The organism is Pannonibacter sp. CBAS1226, assembly GCF_055685825.1.
The window spans coordinates 399,157-421,486 of sequence record NZ_JBVOUO010000004.1; the positions used below are offsets into that span (position 1 = coordinate 399,157).

Here is a 22,330-nt window from a genome sequence, read left to right on the forward strand (position 1 = left end):
TCATGGCCATGATTGCAGCCACAGCGGCAGCACCGGCGGTGGCTTCCCAAGCTGCTGCGGGCAAGTCCGGAGCGCAGGAGGATGCCGGGAATGGCTTCTCCGACCTCATGCGCAAGATGACCCCCAAGGACGGTAGGCAGGAAAAGGGCGGCGAACAGACGCCCGCTCCTGCAGATGGCACCACAGCCGGAGCGCCGGTTCAGACGCAAGGCGAAACCGCCGTGCCGGATCTGCTGGCGGGCCTGTTCGAAGTGCCTGTCCAGCCGGATACCGAGGATGGCGCAACCATGCCCGGCAACGCTGCCTCGCTGATGGCTGCGTTGGCGCAGCCGGATGGCGCTGCTGCCGGACAAATGCCCGTGTCTGCCGCGCAGACCCAACCACCTGTTGCCCATGCGTCTGCTGCTGCCCCACAGAGGGCGGCCGCGGAGCTTGCAGGCCCCTGGACCCAGGCGCCGCAGCCCGGTCTGCCGCAAGGAACGCCCCGGGGGCTGCCGCAGCCAGTGTCCCAGCCTCAGGCACAACAGGCCATGCCCTCCGGCCCGGCCATGCCCACCAGTGAGGATCTTGCCGGGCTGGATGATGCCGGCCTTATTTCGCGCCTGATCCGGCCGGATGGTCCTGCGAATGGAGAACCGGTGGATGATGCCGGTGCGCTGCGGGTTGCTGCAGGCATGGGCAAGGTCAATGTGACACGTGAGGAGACGCATTTTGCGCCGTCCTTGCGCCTGTCTCCGGCTCAACAGATCGGAACCGCGATCACGTCTGCGCTGACCACACCGCCGCAGCCTGATACGGCCCGCAGCGATGCAGCCGCGGCCGTCTTCCGCGTCCGTCCGGATGCGCCTGCGGTGAAGATGCTGGAGATCCAGCTGCAGCCGATGGAACTGGGCACGGTGAAGGTGACGATGAAGCTCTCCGGCGACACCGTGCAGGTGGTCATGACGGCAAGCAATCCCGACACGGCAGAGCTTCTGAAGCAGGACCGGCAGTTGCTGGACCAGATGATGCGTGCCACCGGCCACAAGGCGGACAGCATCACCATTCAGGCCGCCGGTGATGACCGCCCGGCATTTCAGGTGACCGGCGCACAGGCAGGGCAAGGCACGCAAGGCCAGGCCAGCGGCGATGGCCGGGGCGGCATGGCGCAGGGCCAGTTCGGAGAAGCCATGGGCGGCGGCAAGGATGGTCAGGGCGGCAACTCCGCCTCATCCGCCCAGGCAGACAACAGCAACGACGGCACGGAGGGTCAGCAGCATGCAACGGCGGGTGATGGCCGCAGCGGCGCTTTGTATCTTTGAGCTTCTTGCGGGCGGCGAGTTTTCCGCACCGGCACAGGCGGCTCCCGGGCAGGCCATCTGCGAGCGGGAAATGGCAGCTGCTGCAAAAGCTTATCAGATTCCTCTCGGCGTGCTCTACGCCGTCGGCCTGACGGAAACAGGCCGGCGGAACTCGCTTTCGCCTTATGCCCTCAACATCGAGGGGGCTGCCAGGTTTCCCGAAAATGCGAAGGCGGCCGAGCGCGAGGTGGCGGCGGCACGGGCGCAAGGCAAGAAGCTCATCGACGTGGGCTGCATGCAGATCAATCACCACTATCACGGCAAGCAGTTCCGCTCCGTCGCGCATATGCTGGAGCCGCAGGCCAACGTACGTTACGCGGCAAGGTTCCTGAATGAACTGCATGCCCGCCAGGGCACATGGACCATGGCTGTTGCGCGCTACCATGCCGGACCCAACAACAACCCGGCGCAGAAGCGCTACGTGTGCAAGGTCATCACCAATATGGTGGCCTCGGGATTTGGCAAATGGACGCCGGAAGCGAAAGCTTTTTGCAAATAAATGCCTCAAAAAGAAAAGAACTGTAATGCAAACCCGGAATTGTTTCCGGGTTTTTCTATTTGGGGCACTGCATAAGTCGCGGATGAATTTTGAGGCTCCCGCTCCACCACAACAGCTTCACGCAAGATTGGCGCCGTTGAATGGCAGGCAAGGAAACTGGAAACGGGAGACGTTCCATGAGTCTTTACAGCGTTATGCGCACTGGTGTGTCGGGCATGAATGCCCAGTCCAGCAAGCTGGGTACGGTTGCCGACAACATCGCGAATTCGAACACCACCGGCTACAAGCGTGCCAGCACCGAATTCAGCTCCATGGTGTTGTCTCAGGGCTCAGGCAAGTACAATTCCGGTGCTGTGAAGGCCAACACGGTCTACTCGATTTCAAGCCAGGGTCCGATCAGCTACACCACATCGGGCCTCAATCTGGCCATTGATGGTAACGGCTTCTTCGTTGTTGCGGACAGCAACGGAACGCCCGTTCTCACTCGTGCCGGCGCCTTCGTCATCGACAAGGACGGCTATCTCGTCAACACCGCCGGCTATCAGCTGCAGGGCTATCCGATCACCGATGGCGTAGCCACCACGCCGGTTGCCAACGGTCTGGGCGGGCTTGAAAGCATCAACGTCTCCCAGAACCAGCTCATTGCAACGCCAACGACCAGCGCTCTTCTGTGGACGAACGTTCCGGAAGGCGCGGACATTGTGGCTGCTGCTGATCTGCCGTCGGTCAACGGCGCAGGCTCGACCTATTCGGCCAAGACGTCGATGATCGTCTTCGACAACCTCGGCAACGAGGTGAAGCTGGACATCTACTATTCGAAGACGGCCGAGACGGGAGCGGATTCGGACTGGGAAGTCACGATCTTCAATGCGGCCGATGCGGGGCCGGGTGGCGGCTTCCCCTACTCGTCCGGCCCCCTTTCCACCCAGTCAATTACCTTCAGCCGCACCACCGGCAAGCTTGAAGCCGCCAGCGCCACCTCGATCAACATTGCCGTTCCCAATGGCGGCACCTTTGATCTGGACTTGTCCGGCTCCACCTCTGTTGCAGCAGACTTCGCCATTGCCGAAGTTGGGCGCAATGGCAACGCACCCAGCGCGGTTGAAAGCGTCGAGTTCAGCTCCGACGGCACGCTCAGCGCGGTTTATGCGGACGGAACCCGCCGGGCCCTCTACCGCATTCCCCTGGCAACCGTGCCTAGCCCGGACAAACTGACCGTGCTGTCGGGCAACATCTACACCGCCTCGAACGACTCCGGCGAAATCCGCGTCGGTTTCCCGGGTGAGAATGGCCTTGGCAAACTGGAAGTCGGGGCCAAGGAAGACTCCAACGTCGACATTGCCAGTGAGCTGACGTCGATGATCGAGTCCCAGCGCGCCTTTACCGCCAACTCCAAGGTTTTCAAGGCAGGCTCCGACCTGCTGGAAGAGCTTGTGAATCTCGCCCGCTGATTTTTTCAGCCTGATACGGGACATCAATTATGAGCTTGTCAGTTGCTCTCAAGTCGGCCCAATCCGCGCTAGCCGCCCGGCAGACCGAGACGGCTGCCATTTCGCGGAACATCGCTGGCGCCCAGCAGGCGGGCTATACCCGCAAGTCCGTCATGCTGAGCACAATCGTCAGCACGAGCGGATCCGGCGGCGGTGTCCGGGTAGACGGTATAGCCCGGTCAATGGATGCAGGGCTCTACAAGTCGCTTCTACGCTCAACATCGATTGTCTCGTCGCAATACGTGATCTCCAGCGGGCTTGAGAAGCTGGCTGGCACAACCGGTGACACCGAGCTGCAACGCTCTTCGGCGGCGCAGCTCGGCAAGCTGGAAACGGCAGTTCAGAACTACGCAGCAGATCCAGGCAATTCCATCCTGGCGCAGTCCATGCTGCAGTCCGCCAAGGATACGGCGAAACTCCTGAACGAATACACCAGTCTGGTTCAGGGCGTTCGTGCTGATGCCGATGCGGATATCGCGGGCTCGGTCCAGCATATCAACGAGTTGCTTGCTCAGATCGAAAGCCTCAATTCGGTTATCGTCAAAGGGCTGGGAACGGGCGCTGATGTTTCCGATGCCATGGATGCCCGTGATCTTGCCCTGTTGTCCCTCTCCGAGGAAGTCGGCATATCAACGCTCACTCAGTCGGATGGCGGCATCGTGATCTATACGGACAGCGGTGTTACCCTGTTTGAAACGTCCGCCCGTACCGTCTCCTTCGCGCCCACCAATGTCTTTACGGCCGGGACGGTGGGCAATGCCATCTTTATCGATGGCGTTCCGGTGACTGGATCTTCGGCCATCATGCCGATTTCATCCGGCAACCTGTTTGGCCTGACCGAGCTGCGCGACAATATTGCCGTCACCTATCAGAACCAGCTCGATGAGATTGCACGCGGACTGATCGCAGCCTTTGCCGAAAGCGACCAGACCGGAGGCGGCAGCGCAGATCAGCCTGGGCTGTTTACCTTTGCAGGCGCAACGGGCGTTCCAGCCTCTGCCACACTCGTTCCGGGTCTTGCGGGCAGCATCATGATCAACCCGGCAGCCGACCCTGATCAGGGTGGCAGTCTGGACCTGTTGCGAGACGGCGGGCTTGCAGGTGCGGACTATATCTACAATCCGGAAGGGTTTGCAGGTTACTCCGACCGCCTCAACGGCCTTGTTTCGGCGATGAACGCGCCGATGAGCTTTGACCCGTCTCTGGGATTGAACTCCACGGCATCGCTCAAGTCCTACGCGAGTTCCTCTGTGGGCTGGCTGGAAGCTGCGCGCAAGTCAGCGGCAGCGGACCTGGAAGTTCAGTCTGTGATCGTTTCCCGCACATCAAGTGCCCTGTCGAATGCGACGGGCGTGAACATTGATGAGGAAATGACCCTGCTTCTCGATATCGAGCGCGCCTATGGCGCTGCGGCCAAGCTCATCTCGGCTGTCGATCGAATGCTCCAGGATCTGCTGGACTCTGTGAGGTAAACCATGAAGACGACCTACATCTCCACCTTTACGATGTCCAACAACTCCCGCAGCCTGCTGATGCGTCAGACTGCGGACGTTGCCCAGTTGCAAGTCGAAATGTCTTCAGGCCGCAAGGCAGACGTCGGCCTTGATCTGGGGCGGCGCACCGGTGATGCTGTGATGGTGCGGTCGGAATTCTTCCGCCTGAGTGCGATCATCGATACCAACGCACTTGCTTCCTCCAGGCTGGATGTTACCCAAACGGCTCTTGGTGACATGCTGAGTTCGGCGGAAAATCTGCTCTCGACCCTCGTTGGCGTCCGGGACAGCAACGGATCGGCGGTCGTTGCGCAGAGCATGGCCGAAAGCAATCTCAAGCTGCTGGTTGCCCGCCTGAACACTCAAGTCAGCGGAACCTATGTCTTCGGCGGCATCAACAGTGCTGAAGCGCCAATCAACGACTATTTCGCAACGCCGGCTTCAGACAACAAGGCGGCCCTGGATGCGGCCTTCCTGGCCGAGTTTGGTTTCACCCAGGACGATCCCGCCGCTGCGGGCATAACGCCTGCCCAGATGCAGACTTTCCTTGATGGGGCTTTTGCGTCTCTCTTTGAAGATCCCCAGTGGGGGGCGGACTGGTCGAATGCAACCAATGAGCTTGCAAGCACGGTGATTTCGCCGGGCGAGTCGGCTTTGACGTCCCTCAGTGCCAATGAGAAAGCCTTCCGGCAGCTCGCCATGGCCTTCACGATGATCGGTGATCTCGGGACCTCCGGGCTCTCCGAAGGTACTTACAAGACGATGCTCGACAAGGCGATTTCGGTTCTCGGCGATGCCGTTGCCGGTATCTCCGATATTCAGGGAAAGACCGGCCTCGTACAGAAACGTGTTTCGGAGGCGTCCACGCGGCTGAAACTGCAGACCGACATTCTCAACAAGCAGATCATCTCGCTCGAAAGCGTCAATCCGGAGGAAACGGCTGTTCGGCTCAACACCGCGCTGACCCAGCTTGAAACCACCTATGCGGTCAGCGCCCGCATGCAGAAGCTGAGCATCCTCAACTATCTGTGACCCATTTTACCGGCGCGGCCGCTTGCGGCCCGCTGCCGGACGGCAGCCAACACCAGAGAGGTGCCATGTACAAGTCCTCCTATGCCCAGACGATGGATGAGTTCGGAAACGACCCGCGTCAGGATGAGCGTGAGGCGCTCGGGATCGTCATCAGCCAGCTCGAGCTGGCGCGTGAGAAGGGTGTGCGGTCCCGGGAGGCTGTCGAAGCCATTTTCAACGCGCGCCGGGTCTGGACGTTCCTGCTGGAAAGCCTGTCCGAGAACAGCAACGACCTGCCGGTGGAAATCCGCGCTGACCTGATCTCCATCGGCATCTGGGTGCTCAAGGAGCTGGAGCGCCTGCGCCGGTACGAGACGGAAAGCTTCGACGCCATTATCGAGATCAACGGGATCATCCGTGACAGCCTGAGGGGGTGACTGCCATGCACATTGCCCTGAAAGCCGGTGAACGGCTCTACATCAATGGTGCGGTAATCCGCGTCGACCGGAAGACATCGGTCGAGCTGCTCAACAATTGCGTCTTCCTGCTGGAAAATCACGTTCTGCAGGCGCATGAGACGACGACGCCGCTGCGTCAGCTCTATTTCGTGCTGCAGTCCATGCTCATGGACCCGGCCAGCGCGCCGCAGGCGCGGGATCTGGCAAACATGCTGCTGGCGTCCACCCGCAGGACCTTCACAAATCCGGACATCGTTTCGGGTCTGGGCCAGGTCGACGAGCTGATGGGAGAAGGACGGCTGTTCGATGCCCTCAAGACCATCAGGAATCTCTATCCGGTAGAGGCGTCCATCATGTCGGGCAGTCTCCCGGAAGAACCGGCAGCCGCCGGCTTTGTAGCAGCCTGAGGAGGCGAAGATGACGACAGTTTCGGGCGTCGGTGGTACCGGCGCAGCCCAATCCCAGTCTGCCAGCACTGCGGCACGGGATCAGTTGATGCTGGACTACAATGCCTTCCTGCAGCTGATGATGGCGCAGATGAAGAACCAGGATCCGACCGAGCCGGTGGACAGCACCCAGCAGCTGGCGCAGCTTGCCAGCTTCTCGCAGGTGGAGCAGTCCATCAAGATGAACACGAAGCTGGAAACCATGCTGGCGAACATGTCCTTCGGTCAGGTCAATGACCTCATCGGCCGCACGGTGACTGATGCCGCCGGCACGACAGGGATCGTCAAGTCGGTGGAAGTCTACTCCGACGGGACCATTCTCGGCCTGGACAACGGCAAGGGCATCCTGCTCGGCCCGGGTGTGAAGATCTCCTGATCATGAACGAGGCTGACGCCCTTGACCTGGTGCGGACCGCGATCTGGACGATCATCACCGGATCCGCACCGGCGATCATTCCGGCCATGGTTGTCGGCGTCTCGATTGCCCTGATGCAGGCCCTGACGCAGGTGCAGGAAGTGACGCTGACCTTCATTCCGAAGATCGTCGCCATCCTTGCCATGATCGTCATTGCCGGGCCTTTCATCGGGGCCCAGATCTATTCGCTCACGGCGCTGGTCTATGGCCGGATCGAAACCGGCTTCTGACGCTGGCTGCCGCTGAGCCTGTGATACCAGGCCCGTGCAGCGTTTGAGCCTTTTCAAGGCGTGATGCGTCAGCATCTCAGCGCCTTGGTATGAGCTGGAATAGAGCTCCAGCCTTCCAAACGCGCGCCTCTGCCGGCCGGCTTCCCGGCGCTCCATGTTCGCGCAAGCTTCACCGGGCACAGTTGGTCCAGCGATACAGTGACCGGGAGTGGGTATGTCCGAGACAGTCGTATCAACGAGCGGACCGGATAAGCCGGAAAGCCGCCGCGATATCGGCTTTGCGATTGGCATCGCGCTGATCCTCGCCGTTCTCTTCCTGCCGATCCCGGCCTTCATGATCGACACGGGGCTGGCCCTGTCGATTGCCCTGTCGGTGCTGATCCTCATGGTCTCCCTGTGGATCCAGAAGCCGCTTGATTTCTCATCCTTTCCGACGGTCCTGCTGATCGCAACGATGCTGCGCCTGGCGCTCAACATCGCGACGACCCGTGTCATCCTGTCGGACGGGCACCAGGGTGTGACGGCTGCCGGCCATGTGATCTATGGCTTCTCGCAATTCGTCATGAGCGGCGACTTCGTGATCGGTCTCATCGTCTTTGCCATCCTGGTCACGGTGAACTTCCTCGTCATCACCAAAGGCGCGACCCGTATCGCCGAGGTGGGGGCGCGTTTCACGCTGGATGCGATCCCCGGCAAGCAGATGGCGATCGATGCGGATCTTTCCGCCGGTCTTATCGATGACAAGGAAGCCCAGGCGCGCCGCCGGGAACTGGAAGAGGAAAGCTCCTTCTTCGGTGCCATGGATGGTGCATCCAAGTTTGTGCGCGGTGATGCCATTGCCGGTCTCATCATCACGGCCGTGAACATTCTGGGCGGCATTGTCATCGGCACCACCCGCTACAACATGGATCTGTCAACAGCTGCGGATGTCTTCGTCAAGCTGTCGGTCGGTGATGGTCTCGTCTCGCAGATCCCCGCCCTGATCGTGTCGCTGGCCGCCGGTCTGCTGGTCTCCAAGGGCGGCACCCGCGGCACGGCCGAAAAGGCGGTGCTGGGGCAGCTGGGTGCCTATCCGCGTGCCCTGTTCGTCGGGGCGATGCTGATGGGCGTGATGGCCCTGATGCCGGGGCTGCCGACCATTCCCTTCGCCCTGCTCGGCGGCCTGATGGCCTTCATCGGCTACACGATCCCGCGCAAGCTGGAAGAGAAGCGCAAGATGGCCAAGGCCATGGCTGATGCGGAGGAAGCCAAGGCGCAGCGCGAGAGCAAGGAATCCGTCAAGGAATCCCTCAAGACGGCGGAAATCGAGCTTTGCCTCGGCAAGCAGGTGGCCGCCCAGCTTCTGGTCGGCCACAGCGAGCTGGCGCGCCGTGTCGCACGCATGCGCCGCAAGTTCGCCGAGCAATATGGATTTGTCGTGCCCGATATCCGGGTCTCGGACAGCCTGACGCTGCCGCCGAAAGGCTATCAGATCAAGATCCACGGCACGGTCGTGGCAGCGCAGGAGGTGAAGGTCGGCGAGCTTCTGGTGATGGCCAGTGACGATCATCCGCTGCCGATGCTGGGCGAGCCGACACGGGAGCCTGCCTTCGGCATGCCGGCCTATTGGGTGCCGATGGCCTATCAGGACGAGCTGAAGCGCGACGGTTTCATGCCCGCCGACAACAACACGGTGATCCTGACGCATCTTTCGGAAGTGATCCGCAACAACCTGCCGCAGTTGCTCTCCTACAAGGACATGCGCAATCTGCTGGACCGGCTGGACCCGGAATACCGCAAGCTGATCGAGGATATCTGCCCGTCGCATATCTCCTTCTCCGGCCTTCAGGCGGTGCTCAAGCTGCTCCTGTCCGAGCGTGTCTCGATCCGCAACCTGCATCTGATCCTCGAAGCTGTCGCGGAGATCGTGCCGCATGTGCGCCGCGCAGAGCAGGTGGTGGAGCATGTGCGCATGCGGATCGCCCAGCAGATTTGCGGTGATCTGGCCGAAGGCGGCCCCTTGCATGTGCTGCGGCTTGGCAACCGCTGGGACCTGGCGTTCCACCAGAGCCTGAAGCGCGACAGCAAGGGCGAGGTCATCGAGTTCGACATCGAGCCGCAGCTGGTCGAGGACTTTGGCACCCAGATGTCCCAGACCGTCAAGGCGCTGGTCGCCGGCGGCAAGCGCTTTGCCGTTGTCGCGGCACCTGATGCCCGCCCCTATGTGCGCATGATCGTGGAACGCATGTTCCCGACCCTGCCGGTGCTCTCACATCTTGAAATCGCGCGAGGGGTGGATGTGGAAACTATTGGCAGCGTGTCCTGATCATGGCCGGGGCGGTCTTGTCCCAGTTTGGCGTCGAGGCGATTCTGGCAGCCTTCATGCTGTTCTGCCGGATCGGCGCCTGCCTCATGGTCATACCGGGCTTCGGCAGCGACCGCGTGCCGCTGAAGGTGCGGCTCTTCGTGGCGATCTCGGCTTCGCTGGCGCTTGCGCCCATGCTGGTTCCGGTGATTCAGGCGGCGATGCCGGCCGCAGATCTCGAGACGGTGGGGCGCTTCATCCTGAGCGAGCTGTTCACGGGGCTGCTGATCGGCATCATGGGGCGCTGCTTCATCGCCGGGCTGGAGATGATCGGCACCTTCATTGCCATGTCCATCGGCCTGTCGAACATGCCGGGCATGGCCATCGAGGGCAACGAGTCCCTGCCGCCGCTGGCCAGCCTGATGACGCTGACAGCCACCGCGATGATCTTCATCACCAACCAGCACTGGGAACTCTTCCGGGCGCTGGCGCAAAGTTACAACGCCCTGCCGGCCGGTGCCCCCATCGACCCGGCGGCCGGGCTGGCACAGCTGACCGACCGGCTGTCCGAGGCATTCTGGCTTGCCCTGCGCATCGGCAGCCCTTTCGTGATCTACGCCGTCGTCATCAACTTTGCCCTCGGGCTTCTGAACAAGCTGACGCCGCAGATCCCGGTCTACTTCATTGCCACCCCGTTCCTCATTGCGGGCGGCATGTACTTTCTCTTTGTCATCCTGGGTGAGGCGATCACGCTTTTTCTGGACGGCTATGCCACCTGGCTCAGATTCGGTTGAGGCAACAATGTCGAAGAACAGCAAGGAAATCGGGCGCATTCTCAAGCTGCAGCGCCAGATCCATCAATTGTCAGCCTGGATGCTGGTCAATCTCGACCGTCAGGACGAGCAGCTTGCCGAAAAGCAGGACCGCGTGCTGCGCGCCCTGTCCGAGGGCGACCTCGCCATGCACGACCGTTTCATCCGCAATGCCTCGCAGCGCCTGAAGACCATCGCCGAGGAGCAGGCGCAGCTTACTGCTGCCCGGGAGAAGGTTGAAACGGAAATGGCTCGCCAGGGCCGGATGCTGAAGGTCACCGAGCGGCGCCTTGAAACCGTGGCCAAGCTTGAACGCCAGACGGACGAGCACCTGAGCCTCGCCGAGATTCTGGAGCGTCATGTGGGCGGGGCAACGCAAGCCTCCCACAAGCTGGACGACCTAGTCTCCAAGGCAATGAAGGCGTAACGAGGACCTTTGCCATGGCGATTTCTCCCATTTCCGACATCGTCCTCGATGTCGCCCGTGCCGCGGATCCGCAGCAGATCCGGGCCGCGGCCGCCAAGCTTGAGAGCCTTGGCTATGCCGCGTCTGGTGACAGCGGCCTGTTCGAGGATGCCATGGCGGCCGCCGGCCTTTCGGGCGGGCGCGGGCTGGATAATTCGCAGTGGCCCGTCGACGGCTTTACGCCTGCCATCGGCTCCACCGGTTCAGCGCGCGTGGCGATGCTGAACGACACGGCCCTGAACACGCGTGCGCTGTCGCCGGCCCAGAAGTTTGAGGCGCTGATGATGCAGCAGATGGTGGAGGGAATTCTGCCTGAAGACGCGGAAAGTGTATTTGGCTCCGGCACGGCCGGAGGCATCTGGAAATCCATGCTGGCTGAGCAGATCGGTAATCAGATGGCCGCACGTGGCGGCATCGGTATCGCGGAGCTTATCGCCAAGACCCTCGGCAAGCGGGAAACCGCCTGATGGAGCTGCAGCCTGACATGTCTGATGAGGAAAACGCAGAGATTACTTCGCCTGAACCGCTGCCGGTCTATGTGAATGACACATTGATCATGGCCATCATCAAGGCGCATACGGTGGTTGAGGCCGAAACGGAAGCCTTGCGCGAACAGGGCACGGCAGATCTTCGCGCCTTTGAGTTCCGCAAGAGCCAGGCTCTGCTGGAGCTCGCCCGCGCCAGCCGGACACTGCTTGCGCCTGGCGGTGATGGTGCGCGTGACGTGGCCGTCGCGACCGAATTGAGACGTCTGCGTGCGGCGCTGGAAGCCAACATGCAGGTGCTTTCGCTGCATCTGGATGCGGTTCGCGAGATTGCCGGGATGATTTCCCAGGCGATGCTCGAAGCGGATTCTGACGGCACCTACTCCCTGGATCACGCGAGGGTCCGCCCATGATGCGGCTCCTCTTTGCCGGCCTGTGGGTTTGCCTGACGACGCTTGGCGCCTCCTATGCCGCTGTCTACTGGATGACCCAGGACGGCAACGGGGCAGCGAGAGACGAGCGCCTCATGGTCGGTATTGACTACGAGCAGCTGCGGGCCATCAACGTGCCCATCATCGAGAATGGCGCGCTGCAGGGATATGTGGTGGTGCAGCTTGTGTTCACAGCCGATGGCGATGCATTGCGCAAGAGCCCGGTGAAACCGCAGCCCTTCATCATCGATGAGGCCTTCCGTCTTCTCTACACTGATGAGAAGCTGAATTTCCGCAGGCTTGAGCGCTATGATATCGAAGGCCTCAAGACCAGGGTCCGGGATGCGGTGAACACACGGCTTGGCAACAAGCTCGTGCAGGAGATCCTGGTGGAAGAATTCAATTACTTCACGAAGTCCGACGTCCTGTCGCATTGAGGGTGACGCCGGAGCTGCCCAGGCATCCGTGATGCCTGCAATGCTGCCGGGCCGTGACCCCGGGCCTTTCGCCCCCCGTCCTTATCCATTCTGCTGATCCATCTGCCCTGCTGTACCATCCCTTGCGCTGGACGGGCGGCAACTGAGACTGCTGGCAATGCGCGTCCTGCGCATCTATCCTGCCGTACAACCCGCCGGATATCAGATGCAGACAGCCCTTCTTTTCCTTGGTGCCGCCTTGGCCGAAATCGCCGGATGCTTTGCCGTCTGGGCCTGGTGGCGGCTGGACAAATCCGCCTGGTGGCTGTTGCCGGGCGCGCTTGCGCTGGCGCTCTTTGCTTTCCTGCTGGCGCGGGTGGACAGTCCGGCCGCCGGCCGCACCTTTGCCGCTTATGGCGGGATCTATGTGGTGAGTTCGATCCTGTGGCTCTGGCTTGTGGAGGCGGCGCGGCCCGACCGGTGGGATATTGCCGGGGCGATTGTCATCCTGGCCGGCAGCGCACTGATCATGGCCGGCCCGCGCGGCGCGTGAGCAAGCTCGAGACGCAATTCGTGCTCTCGAAAGAACGCTGCACTATTGAGGCAGCGGCTTCAGGCGTGCATCCGCCAGCGCCTCGATGAGACGCCGGGTGTTCTCTTCCGGATCTTCCGACGGGTCGGCAAATTCGATGTGGTGGATCTCGACGCTCGATCCGCGCGCGTTCAGCGTCAGGCTGAAATAGATCCAGACCCCGTTGTTGCGGAATTCAAGGTCCAGCCGGACATCGGGCGTCGTGTCCCAATCGGCCTCGACATGGGCGCCGAGGCCGTAGCGCAGCGTCTCGTTCTTGAAGAAGAGTTCGGTCGAGGACTTCACAAGATCAGAGATATTGGCGTGCTTCTCCGTACGCACAAAGGCGATGAAGTCGGTGACGTCAATCAGGCGCAGCTCTTCGGCAACGTCAGAAACGGCCTGTGCAAGAGCTTCTTCCCGCAAGCGCACCGAGCCCGGAATCCGCGGCATCTGGCTGAAGGATCCCATGCTCATGTTGAAGCCCTCAAAACTCTCGTGCATCACACGACCTTCACTGTCTTGCGCGAATACACGTAACAGATGATTTCCGCAACCATTCTATAGAATTGCGGCGGAATCATTCTTTCCAATTCGGTACTCGCATAAAGTGAACGGGCCAGCTCGCGGTTCTCTACGACGGGAATGTTGTTTTCCTCTGCGATTTGCCGAATCTTGAGCGCGATCAGGTCTTGCCCCTTGGCCACCACAATCGGAGCAGCCGTTTCATCGCGCTCGTAGCGCAAGGCCACGGCGAAGTGAGTCGGATTGGCGATCACAAGTGTCGCCTTGGGCACGGCCGCCATCATGCGGTTGCGTGCCCTGTCGCGGGCAAGCGAGCGCTGGCGGGCCTTCACCAGCGGATCGCCTTCGGCCTGCTTGTATTCGTCCTTCAGCTCCTGCTTGCTCATGCGCAGGTTCTTCCGCCAGTGCATGCGGGCCCACAGAAGATCGAGAGCCACAAGGAGGATCGTTGCGATACAGATGCCCGAAAGCAGCTTCATCGACAGGTGAAGAACGGTTTCCGGCAGGGCGGACGGGTCGGTGAACATGGCATTCACCAGCGCATTGGCGTTCGAGCGCAGCAGCAGGAACGCGACCAGGCTGATGGCTGAGAACTTGAAAACCGACTTGCCGAATTCGACAAGCCCCTGCATGCCGAAGAGGCGGCTCCAGCCCTTGGCGAGCGAAAGGCGCGACAGCTCCGGCTTGATGCGGGTGAAGACCACCTTCGGCGTGTTCTGGAAGAACGATGCCGCAAGGCCAGCAACCATGAGCATCGCCACGATGGGCGCGAGGAACAGCCCCAGATCCAGGCTGAGGGCATGGGTGAGCTGGATTGCATCCGATCCATTTCCAATGCTGTATCCCCCCGCATTGTCGATGAAACCCGAGAGCCCGCCGCTGAGGCGCTGGACACCCGGTGAAATGACGAAGCTTCCAATCAGCAAAACAGCCAGAAAGGCGGAGAGGATCGAGGCCTCCTTGGAAACAGGTATGTTTCCCTTGTCGATCGCATCCCTGATTTTCTTCTCTGTCGGTTCCTCTGTTTTGGAGTCCTTGTCGTCCTGATCTGACATTTACGCGTCCACCGATTAGCCAGTCTTCTGCCCTGCCATGCGGCAGGGGGCCATTGCCCCGGCTTCTGCCGGGGAGTGCGCGCCGGGCTTACCGGAAGACGGCGCTGTCTTCCTGCTTCGGATTGAGGTCGATCTCTCCGCGGCCAGCCATCTCCAGGGCAAGATCCGTGATGGACGAGCGCGCCTGAAGCACTTCGCGCTGTCCGGCCGGTTCGCCGCCGGCCAGTTCGTGTTCGACGATCTTGCGCGTGCGCGATGTCATCGAAGACAGGATAACCTCGCGGAAGGCGCGGTCGGTTCCCTTCAGCGCCAGCACAATCCGGTCCGTCGGGATCTGGTCGAAGATGGCCATGCGCGTGCGGGCGTTCAGGTTGATGATGTCGTCGAAGGTGAAGAGCAGTCCCTTCAGCAGTTCCGCCGACTTCGGCCGTGCATCCGTCAGGCTCGAGAGCGCATCTTCCATGTGGTCGCGGTCCATCTTGTTCAGGATGTCCGCCATGCGCGCATAGGAATCGGCTTCCATCGTGCCCGAAAGATTGAGCATGAAGTCTTCATGCAGCGTCTTTTCCACGTCGCGCATGATCTCCTGGACGATGGCCTTGATCGACAGCATTCTGCGCATGAGCTGGTTGCGCAGATCCGGCGGCAGCTGGCTGAGCACCTTTGCAGCGGCAGCCGGCCTGATCTTCGACAGGATCAGCGCCGCCGTCTGGGGGTGTTCCTTCATCAGATAGTTGGCGAGCACGGTCTCCGAAACGGTGGCAATCCTGTCCCAGATCGAGCGGTTCGAATTGCCCAGCACGTCGGACATGATGTCGGAGAGCTGCTCCTCCGGCAGCACACCCTCCAGCATCTTTTCCACCTCGTTCGGCGTGCCGTAAAGCGTTGTGCCAGAAGAGAACTGCGAGATGAAATCTTCCGCGAGCTGATCAAGCTCCTCCGCCGCCACCGTGCCGAGCTGGGCTGCAGCCACCGTGATCATGCGGATTTCTTCCTGATCGAAATGCTGCAGAAGCCGACGTGAACTGGGCTTGCCAAGCGCCAGAAGAAGCGCCGCGACCTTCTGCGTGCCCTTCAGGGTGCGCGTCGGCAGGAGGTTTTCGGCAGATGTGCTCGCATTCATTTTCGCGGTCTCTCCTGCAGCTTAAGTCATGCCAAGGCATCTGAGACGCTTGCGCGCCATGCCTTGAAATTGCTCATGCGCCGCACGGGCTGGTGTCAGGCGTCGAGCAGGCTGTTCTGGGCGCTGATGATTTCGGTCAGCGAAACGCCGAAGCGGGAGTTGTCGTCTTCGACGACGACCACTTCGCCACGGGCAACCACGCGGCCGTTGACCACGATATCAACCGGCTCCCCGACACGGTGGTTGAGCGGAATGACAGCGCCGCGGCCAAGCTTCAGCAGATTGGCGACCAGCATTGTGGCCGAGCCCAGCACGACCTGAATATTGATCGGAATGCCGAGGATCGTGTCGAGGTTGCGCTCGTCGCCCATCAGGTCGGAGCTGGTCAGCTTTGCGCTCTTGGATCCGCCGGTTTCAACCTTGGCGAATTCAGCCGCACCTGCGGCCTTGGCGGAAGGGGTTTCGTTCATATCATTGCTGCTCATGTCAGATCATCCTTGCGGTGGATGGATACGGATCGGAACGGGCCGGTGGCCAGGTCATCCAGACGGTGAACCTTCATTTCCGTTGGCGCGGCGGGGCCGTGAGGTTCGCTCGCCGGCGATGCGGTGTTGCGCAGAACCGTCTCGACAACCGTGGACACCATGTCGCTGGCAGGAGGCTCCATATGGCCGGCCTTGGCGCGCATCGCGACTTCGGTCGACAGCTGCTTCAGCTCGGATTTGAGCACCGCCTGCTGGCGCTTGGCCTCCCGGGTGAGGGCGTCGATCTCGGCAATCAGCTCCCTCGCGTCATCCATCCTCGCGCCAAGTGCGTTGAGCACCTGCGCCCCGCGGACATTGAGCTCCTTCACCGACACCTCGATGCCATCAAGGGCAAGCGCCGTCTGGTCAAAGATCCGCTGGTAGTCTTCATGGTAGGATCCCAGCCGGCGCAGTTCCCGGTACATGGTCACCATCTTGAAGCTCGTGATCGCCAGAGCGATCAGCAGAACTGCATCAACGAGATAGGAGATCATCAACGATGTCCTTTTCCAGATGGATCAGGTCTTCGACCTGAAGTGTGTAGGAGCCATCCAGCTGGCCAAGACGGCAGTTGAAGATGGGCTGCTGGTTGCATTCCAGCTTCACCGGGCTGCGGGGGGTGGCCTGCAGCTCGATGATCTGGCCAATCTTGAGATTGGCGATTTCGCCCAGCGTCAGCTCACGCTCTTCCAGCACCGCCTGTAGCTTCACTTCCGTGCGCTGGATCTCGGCCTGGAAATGCTGGGTCCACTGCTTGTCGCGCCCCGCCATTTCGCCCGACAGCACCTGCGACAGGCGCTGGCGCAGCGGGTTGAGGGTGGAGTGCGGCATGACGACGAAGATCTCGCCGCCGCGGCCGATGGCCTGGAGCAGCAGGCGTGCGACAACGGCCGGATTGTTGCGGCGGCCGATGATGGCAAAGTCCATGCGGCTTTCGACGCGCTCGATCTTCAGCGTCGTCTCGGCGATGGGGCTGAAGGACTCCTGCAGCGCATTGGCGGCCACTTCAAAGACCGTGCGGGCAATGCGCGTCTCGATGGAGGAGAAGGTGCGCTCCTCATCGATCGGCGGCTCGGTGCCATCGGCGCCGAACAGCACGTCGATCATCGTGAAGATGAAGTCCCGGTCGAACCCGATCAGCAGGCGCGTGTCCCATTCCGGGGAATAGAGCACGGCGACCAGGGCGTTGGATTCATAAACATCCAGAACATCGCCGATACGCTCGTTGCCGATATCGGAAACGGAAATGTAGGACGGGGAGGCCGACTTCTGGCGCATCGCATCGGCAAAGACGCGGGCCATGCGGTCGAAGAGCACCGGCAGCATCGGCAGCCGGTCGACGGAGATGCCTGCGGCATCCAGCAGCCGGTCGGTGATCTGGGCGCGTTCCGAATGGAACGAGTTGGCAGCGTGATCAAGCATGACTTACGCCGCTCCCTTCATTTCCGCGGCGCTTTCGCCCACACCGCCAGAGTTCATGGTTTCGTTTTCGACTTCATCGATGGAGGGGCGGTCGGAGGCCGAGATGGTCTTGCGGCCATGCTCAAGCGCGATCTGCGGAGGCGCGCCATTCATGAAGGCCAGCAAAGACTGCTTGACGATCACATAAGGACGCAGCCGTGCCTCACGCACGCCCTTCACCTTGTGGGCGACAGGCGCCACCAGTGCATAGGAGAGAAAAATGCCGAGAAACGTGCCGACAAGTGCGGCACCGATCAGGGCGCCCAGGATCTGGGGTGACTGGTCGATGGCGCCCATGGCCTTGATCACGCCGAGCACCGCCGCGACGATACCGATTGCCGGAAAGGCTTCGGCTACGGCGGACAGGGCGTAATAGGGCTTCATCTGGTCGCGGTGAACCGTCTGCAGCTCTTCGTCCATCAGCGCCTCGATCTCATGGGCGCGGGCATTGCCGACAATGATCAGGCGGAAGTAGTCACACACGAAGGTGGTGAGGTTCCTGTTGCGGTAAACAGTCGGAAATGCGCGGAAAATCTCGGAATCCTGCGGGTTCTCGATATGCGGCTCAACCTCGTTGCGGCCCTTGGAGCGCAGCTCGCGCATCAGCGCATAGAGAAGAGCGAGAATGTCGAGGTAGTCGCGCTTCTTCGGCACCGAATTCAGTACCGCTTCCTGCACGGAGCGCATGGTGTCCTTGATGGTCTTCATCGGATTGGCGACGAAGAACGTGCCAATCGCCACCCCGACGATGATCAGCACCTCGAACGGTTGCCACAGAACCAGCACCTTTCCCCCCATGGCGTAGAACCCGCCAAGAAGAGATGCCATTGCGATGATGAGACCCAGCATGATTGTCACGAGCCAGCTCCTGCTTGGTGCGTGTGGGATGTCGATGCCCTCACGCTAGGAGACGAGGCTTGCCCGAGGCTGTTGAATTTTGCCGGGTTTTGGCGGGCCGGGATTAACCATGATGCCGCTGCAAGGCGAGGTTGCGGCGCGGTCAGTCAGCCCGGCGCAAGCCTTGAGGGCAAGACTGGCCGCAAGAGGTGCGCCCTGCGTGCCGATTCCTGTTGCCGAGCTGTCCGGGCGCATCTGAAGGATGCGAAAGGGCACAAGCTCTCCGGAGGGGCTGCGCCGATGATGACGACCCTGCTGCAATATCAGATGGTCACGCGTGACATCACCCGCACGATGGAAACCACTGCGAAGGATCCGCAGGTAAAGCGGGAAAGCGAGTATTATCTCAAGACCATTGAAGACATCAAATCCATCGATGAGTTTCTGGACAACACCCGGGTTTTCAAGTTCGCCATGAAAGCCTTCGGTCTTGAAGACATGGATTATGCCAAGGCCTTCATGCGGAAGGCTCTGGCAGAGGGGATCGACAGCAATACGTCCTTTGCGAACAAGATGACCGACAAGCGGTATGCAGAGTTCGTCAAGACGTTCAACTTCGAGAGATATGGTGAGACGGCGACCAAGTTCGAGCGCGTCAAGCAGGCGGTCGTGGATGCCTATGTCCGGCAGACGCTTGAGGAGAGTTCCGGCAATCAGAACGAAGCCGTCCGGCTTGCGCTTTATTTTGAACGCAAGGCTGACAGCATCACTGGCCCTTATGACATTCTCGCAGACAGGGCTCTGGCCAAGGTGGTTTATACGTCGCTTGGCCTGTCTGATAGCTTCGCGATGGCTGACGTCGACAAGCAGGCCGCCTATCTGAAGCAGCGTCTCAACATGGACGACTTTCAGGATCCGGCGAAGCTTGACGAGTTTCTCCGCCGCTTCACCATCATGTGGGACATCCAGAACGGGTCACCTGCGGTCAACTCGGTGCCGAACATCATCCTGTCCGGAACGAATGGAACCATTGGAATTGGCGAGGATCTGCTTGCACAGATCCAGGGCCTGAAGCTTGGGGGGATTTGATCCATGCAGTCCGCACTTTATGTCGCCCTGTCGGCTCAGGTCGCTCTTTCCAACCGGCTGGAGACGGTCGCCCGGAACCTTGCCAACATGAACACGGCCGGCTACCGGGCGGATGAGGTGAAGTTCGCCGAAGTCCTGTCCAAGGCAGGCGCTGATCCGGTGAGCTTTGCCACGGCTGGTGAAACCTATATCTCCCGGCAGGCGGGCGGGGTGAGCAAGACCGACAATCCTCTGGATCTGGCCGTTGATGGCGACGGCTGGTTTGCCATCCGCGCCGGAGACACGGTTGCCTACACCCGTGACGGGCGCATGAAGATCGATGTGGACGGCGTTCTGCGCACGCTGAATGGCCATGACCTGCTGGATGCCGGCGGCCTGCCGATCCAGCTCGATCTCAATCAGGGCATGCCGCGCATCGGGCCGGATGGAACGGTGACACAGGGCGAGGATATCGCCGGTGCTGTCGGCCTGTTCCGCATTCCCGAAGATGCAAAGCTCCGCCGCTTCGAAAACTCCGGCGTCATCCCGGATCAGCCCGCAGAGCCGGTGCAGGCCTTTGATACGGCAAGCATCGTGCAAGGCTACACGGAAAGCTCCAACATCAATCCGATCCGTGAAATGACCAAGCTGATCATGCTGACCCGCGCCTTCGACAGTGCGACGAAGATGATCGACACCAGCAATGACACCCAGTCGCAGGCCGTGCGCGATCTGGGAGCGACCTCGTGACGCCGCTGGGCGCTGTGCCTCCGGTCAAGCCGCAAGTGACCGCCGGCAGCGTCAATTCACCCCGTCAGACCGCGGATGTTTCAACCGGTGAAGACGGCAACGGCCTGGGGTTTCGCGATATCGTTGATATCATCAATCCTTTCCAGCATCTGCCGGTTATCGGTGAGATCTACCGGAATGTGACGGGGGACCAGATCTCCGACGGGGCCCGCCACGCGGGTCACGCGCTTTATGGGCTGGCGTTCGGCGGTCCGCTTGGCATGGCCGGCATGCTTGGTTACGCCATGGCCGGTTCTGCCGTGGAAGGCGCCCTGCAAACGCCGGGTACAACGGAGAACACGGAAGCAGCTGTTGCGCGGGCTCCGGATGAGTTGGCCATTCCTTCAGCCAAACCGCAAGTTCATGAGCTGGCTAATGACTCCATTCCTGCGTCTTCACAAGGCACCGGCACGGATGATCCGCTGGGCATGCGCGTGGCCCGCTCGCGCGACGAGGCTGCGGCAGCACCGGTGAACCTCACGCGCTGGCTCACAGATCCGGCAAGCGTTGCAGTGCCTCTGGCCAAACCGTCGTCCGGCTCCGGGACGCGCGAGGCGCAGCGTCCGGATCAACCGGCCGCGCTGGATGCGGTTATCCAGCACCCGGCGAACCGTTTGCCGCTCGATGTGCTGGAAACCTTGCGCAACCGTCATAAGGATCTGATCCGCGATGCCCGCGCTTGACCGGCTGGCGCTTGCCGTTTCTGCAGCTTCCAAGGAAGTTGATCCGGTCCGCATCGGCGGCCGGGTCATTCAGGTGACACCTGGCGTCATTCGCGTCACCGGGCTGTCGCGCTCCGTCTGCATCGGTGATCTTGTGTCACTCGAAGGCAAGGGCGGCGAGCGGCGCGGCGAGATCATCCGCCTCGATGAGGATGATGTCTATGTGAAGCCCTACGGCAACCTGGCTGATATCGGCATCGGCGCCCGCGCCTGGCGCAAGGGCGCATTGACGGTGCATCCGCATCAGGCCTGGAAAGGCCGTGTGGTCAATGCGCTGGGGCAGGCGGCCGATGGCAAGGGACCCTTGCGCACCAGCGCCGCGGCCATGTCCCTCGACAACGAGCCGCCGCAGATGCTGGAGCGCGCCCGTGCCCGCAAGCCGGTGCGCACGGGCGTCAAGGTCATTGACCTGTTTACACCGCTTTGCGTTGGCCAGCGTATCGGTGTCTTCGCCGGGTCTGGCGTTGGCAAGTCCACGTTGCTGGCCATGCTGGCGGGGTCGGGCGATTTCGACACCGTGGTCGTCGGCCTTGTGGGCGAGCGTGGACGCGAGGTGCGCGAGTTTGTCGAGGACGTGCTGGGCGATGCGCTGGAGCGGTCCGTGGTGGTCGTGGCGACCGGTGACGAGAGCGCCATGATGCGGCGCCTTGCCCCGCGCACGGCGATGAGTGTGGCCGAATATTTCCGGGGCCTCGGCCAGTCTGTGCTGCTGATCATCGATTCCGCGACGCGCTTTGCCCATGCGGCCCGCGATGTGGCGATGGCCGCCGGCGAACCGCCGGTCGCCCGCGGCTATACGCCAAGCGTTTTCTCCGACCTGACCCGCCTGCTGGAGCGCGCTGGCCCCGGGGCAGAAGGGGAGGGAGCGATTACCGGCGTCTTCTCGGTGCTGGTGGATGGCGATGATCACAATGATCCGGTGGCCGACACGATGCGCGGCGTGCTGGACGGGCATATCGTTCTCGACCGTGCCATCGCTGACGCCGGCCGCTATCCGGCGGTCAATATCCTGTCGTCCGTCTCCCGCCTGTCCCAGCATGCCTGGACACCGGAAGAGCGTGAGCTGATTATGCGGCTGAAAGCCATGATCTCGCGCTACGAAGACACCCGCGACCTGCGGTTGATGGGGGGATATCAGGCCGGCAGTGATCCCGCGCTCGACAAGGCCGTGCAACTGGTTCCGCGGATCTATGAGTTCCTGAGGCAGGACGCACGGGGCCTGCCATCGCCCGATCCATTCGGCGATCTGGCAAGAGCACTCTCTTCATAGCAGAAAATGACGCAACGGAAGAATAGGGTGAGCATGCCTCTTGCGTTGCTCAGGTTGTGTCATTATAATTTCACGCACGTTCCCTGATGTGAGGGCACGTGAAGGTGCG

General features: G+C 61.4%; 27 protein-coding genes. 20 read left to right on the forward strand and 7 right to left on the reverse strand.

Annotation, left to right across the window (positions count from 1 at the left end; genetic code table 11):
• Window positions 1-2 precede the first annotated feature (2 nt).
• The 16 genes from AC0CMF_RS14490 (at window position 3) to AC0CMF_RS14565 (ending at window position 12,829) form a co-directional block, all read left to right on the forward strand.
• Window positions 3-1,301, forward strand: a complete 1,299-nt coding sequence (locus AC0CMF_RS14490) for a flagellar hook-length control protein FliK (RefSeq protein WP_058898118.1) — start codon at window positions 3-5, stop codon at window positions 1,299-1,301.
• Window positions 1,273-1,839 (forward strand): transglycosylase SLT domain-containing protein, encoded by a 567-nt coding sequence (locus AC0CMF_RS14495; RefSeq protein ID WP_058898117.1) that lies wholly within the window; start codon window positions 1,273-1,275, stop codon window positions 1,837-1,839. Before AC0CMF_RS14490 ends, AC0CMF_RS14495 begins: the two co-directional genes overlap by 29 nt.
• Window positions 1,840-2,015: 176 nt before the next feature.
• The gene (locus tag AC0CMF_RS14500; protein WP_050474399.1) at window positions 2,016-3,290 is read left to right on the forward strand and encodes a flagellar hook protein FlgE; all 1,275 of its coding nucleotides are present in this window, start codon (window positions 2,016-2,018) and stop codon (window positions 3,288-3,290) included.
• A 29-nt stretch (window positions 3,291-3,319) separates the two neighbouring features.
• Window positions 3,320-4,801: a flagellar hook-associated protein FlgK gene (flgK, locus tag AC0CMF_RS14505; protein ID WP_050474400.1), complete on the forward strand. Its 1,482-nt coding sequence runs from the start codon at window positions 3,320-3,322 to the stop codon at window positions 4,799-4,801.
• Between the two features lie 3 nt (window positions 4,802-4,804).
• A complete protein-coding gene (locus tag AC0CMF_RS14510; RefSeq protein WP_058898116.1) occupies window positions 4,805-5,854 on the forward strand; it encodes a flagellar hook-associated family protein in 1,050 nt (349 codons plus the stop codon).
• A 65-nt stretch (window positions 5,855-5,919) separates the two neighbouring features.
• On the forward strand, window positions 5,920-6,270 hold the full coding sequence (flaF, locus tag AC0CMF_RS14515) for a flagellar biosynthesis regulator FlaF (RefSeq protein ID WP_050474402.1): 351 nt from the start codon (window positions 5,920-5,922) through the stop codon (window positions 6,268-6,270).
• Window positions 6,271-6,275: 5 nt separating this feature from the next.
• Window positions 6,276-6,698, forward strand: coding sequence for a flagellar biosynthesis repressor FlbT (gene flbT / locus AC0CMF_RS14520; protein WP_050474403.1), 423 nt, complete (start codon window positions 6,276-6,278; stop codon window positions 6,696-6,698).
• A gap of 10 nt (window positions 6,699-6,708) precedes the next feature.
• Entirely contained in the window at window positions 6,709-7,113 is a 405-nt protein-coding gene (gene flgD, locus AC0CMF_RS14525) for a flagellar hook assembly protein FlgD (RefSeq protein WP_050474404.1), read from the forward strand.
• A gap of 2 nt (window positions 7,114-7,115) precedes the next feature.
• Entirely contained in the window at window positions 7,116-7,382 is a 267-nt protein-coding gene (locus tag AC0CMF_RS14530; RefSeq protein WP_050474405.1) for a flagellar biosynthetic protein FliQ, read from the forward strand.
• A 214-nt stretch (window positions 7,383-7,596) separates the two neighbouring features.
• Complete coding sequence (gene flhA / locus AC0CMF_RS14535; protein ID WP_472482022.1) at window positions 7,597-9,687, forward strand: flagellar biosynthesis protein FlhA; 2,091 nt, start codon at window positions 7,597-7,599, stop codon at window positions 9,685-9,687.
• A 17-nt stretch (window positions 9,688-9,704) separates the two neighbouring features.
• Window positions 9,705-10,460: a flagellar biosynthesis protein FliR gene (fliR, locus tag AC0CMF_RS14540; protein WP_374631018.1), complete on the forward strand. Its 756-nt coding sequence runs from the start codon at window positions 9,705-9,707 to the stop codon at window positions 10,458-10,460.
• Window positions 10,461-10,467: 7 nt separating this feature from the next.
• The gene (locus AC0CMF_RS14545) at window positions 10,468-10,905 is read left to right on the forward strand and encodes a hypothetical protein (RefSeq protein ID WP_050474408.1); all 438 of its coding nucleotides are present in this window, start codon (window positions 10,468-10,470) and stop codon (window positions 10,903-10,905) included.
• Between the two features lie 14 nt (window positions 10,906-10,919).
• Entirely contained in the window at window positions 10,920-11,411 is a 492-nt protein-coding gene (locus AC0CMF_RS14550; protein WP_050474409.1) for a rod-binding protein, read from the forward strand.
• Between the two features lie 17 nt (window positions 11,412-11,428).
• Window positions 11,429-11,842 (forward strand): hypothetical protein, encoded by a 414-nt coding sequence (locus AC0CMF_RS14555; RefSeq protein ID WP_152967583.1) that lies wholly within the window; start codon window positions 11,429-11,431, stop codon window positions 11,840-11,842.
• Window positions 11,839-12,297 (forward strand): hypothetical protein, encoded by a 459-nt coding sequence (locus AC0CMF_RS14560; protein WP_050474411.1) that lies wholly within the window; start codon window positions 11,839-11,841, stop codon window positions 12,295-12,297. The genes AC0CMF_RS14555 and AC0CMF_RS14560 overlap by 4 nt, the downstream gene beginning before the upstream one ends.
• Window positions 12,298-12,502: 205 nt before the next feature.
• Window positions 12,503-12,829 (forward strand): YnfA family protein, encoded by a 327-nt coding sequence (locus AC0CMF_RS14565; protein WP_050474447.1) that lies wholly within the window; start codon window positions 12,503-12,505, stop codon window positions 12,827-12,829.
• A 42-nt stretch (window positions 12,830-12,871) separates the two neighbouring features.
• Here AC0CMF_RS14565 and AC0CMF_RS14570 read toward each other — a convergent pair whose 3' ends face one another.
• The 7 genes from AC0CMF_RS14570 to motA form a co-directional block, all read right to left on the reverse strand.
• Window positions 12,872-13,351: a hypothetical protein gene (locus AC0CMF_RS14570; protein WP_019963520.1), complete on the reverse strand. Its 480-nt coding sequence runs from the start codon at window positions 13,349-13,351 to the stop codon at window positions 12,872-12,874.
• Window positions 13,351-14,427 carry a flagellar biosynthesis protein FlhB gene (gene flhB / locus AC0CMF_RS14575; protein WP_122519162.1) on the reverse strand — a complete coding sequence of 359 codons (1,077 nt, stop codon included), beginning with the start codon at window positions 14,425-14,427 and terminating at the stop codon, window positions 13,351-13,353. Before flhB ends, AC0CMF_RS14570 begins: the two co-directional genes overlap by 1 nt.
• Before the next feature lie 88 nt (window positions 14,428-14,515).
• Window positions 14,516-15,550 carry a flagellar motor switch protein FliG gene (locus tag AC0CMF_RS14580; RefSeq protein WP_050474413.1) on the reverse strand — a complete coding sequence of 345 codons (1,035 nt, stop codon included), beginning with the start codon at window positions 15,548-15,550 and terminating at the stop codon, window positions 14,516-14,518.
• A 95-nt stretch (window positions 15,551-15,645) separates the two neighbouring features.
• Window positions 15,646-15,921, reverse strand: coding sequence for a flagellar motor switch protein FliN (gene fliN / locus AC0CMF_RS14585; protein WP_472482046.1), 276 nt, complete (start codon window positions 15,919-15,921; stop codon window positions 15,646-15,648).
• 110 nt (window positions 15,922-16,031) lie between these two features.
• Window positions 16,032-16,568 carry a hypothetical protein gene (locus AC0CMF_RS14590; protein ID WP_050474414.1) on the reverse strand — a complete coding sequence of 179 codons (537 nt, stop codon included), beginning with the start codon at window positions 16,566-16,568 and terminating at the stop codon, window positions 16,032-16,034.
• Entirely contained in the window at window positions 16,549-17,496 is a 948-nt protein-coding gene (locus AC0CMF_RS14595) for a flagellar motor switch protein FliM (RefSeq protein WP_050474415.1), read from the reverse strand. Before AC0CMF_RS14595 ends, AC0CMF_RS14590 begins: the two co-directional genes overlap by 20 nt.
• Window positions 17,497-17,499: 3 nt before the next feature.
• Window positions 17,500-18,393 (reverse strand): flagellar motor stator protein MotA, encoded by an 894-nt coding sequence (motA, locus tag AC0CMF_RS14600; protein ID WP_094463447.1) that lies wholly within the window; start codon window positions 18,391-18,393, stop codon window positions 17,500-17,502.
• A gap of 279 nt (window positions 18,394-18,672) precedes the next feature.
• Here motA and AC0CMF_RS14605 point away from each other — a divergent pair, with 279 nt between their 5' ends.
• The 4 genes from AC0CMF_RS14605 to fliI are packed head-to-tail and all read left to right on the forward strand — an operon-like array spanning window position 18,673 to window position 22,221.
• Window positions 18,673-19,461, forward strand: coding sequence for a DUF1217 domain-containing protein (locus AC0CMF_RS14605; protein WP_050474417.1), 789 nt, complete (start codon window positions 18,673-18,675; stop codon window positions 19,459-19,461).
• A gap of 3 nt (window positions 19,462-19,464) precedes the next feature.
• Complete coding sequence (flgF, locus tag AC0CMF_RS14610; RefSeq protein WP_050474418.1) at window positions 19,465-20,190, forward strand: flagellar basal-body rod protein FlgF; 726 nt, start codon at window positions 19,465-19,467, stop codon at window positions 20,188-20,190.
• A complete protein-coding gene (locus AC0CMF_RS14615) occupies window positions 20,187-20,912 on the forward strand; it encodes a hypothetical protein (protein ID WP_058898115.1) in 726 nt (241 codons plus the stop codon). Before flgF ends, AC0CMF_RS14615 begins: the two co-directional genes overlap by 4 nt.
• A complete protein-coding gene (fliI, locus tag AC0CMF_RS14620; protein ID WP_058898114.1) occupies window positions 20,899-22,221 on the forward strand; it encodes a flagellar protein export ATPase FliI in 1,323 nt (440 codons plus the stop codon). Before AC0CMF_RS14615 ends, fliI begins: the two co-directional genes overlap by 14 nt.
• Window positions 22,222-22,330 lie beyond the last annotated feature (109 nt).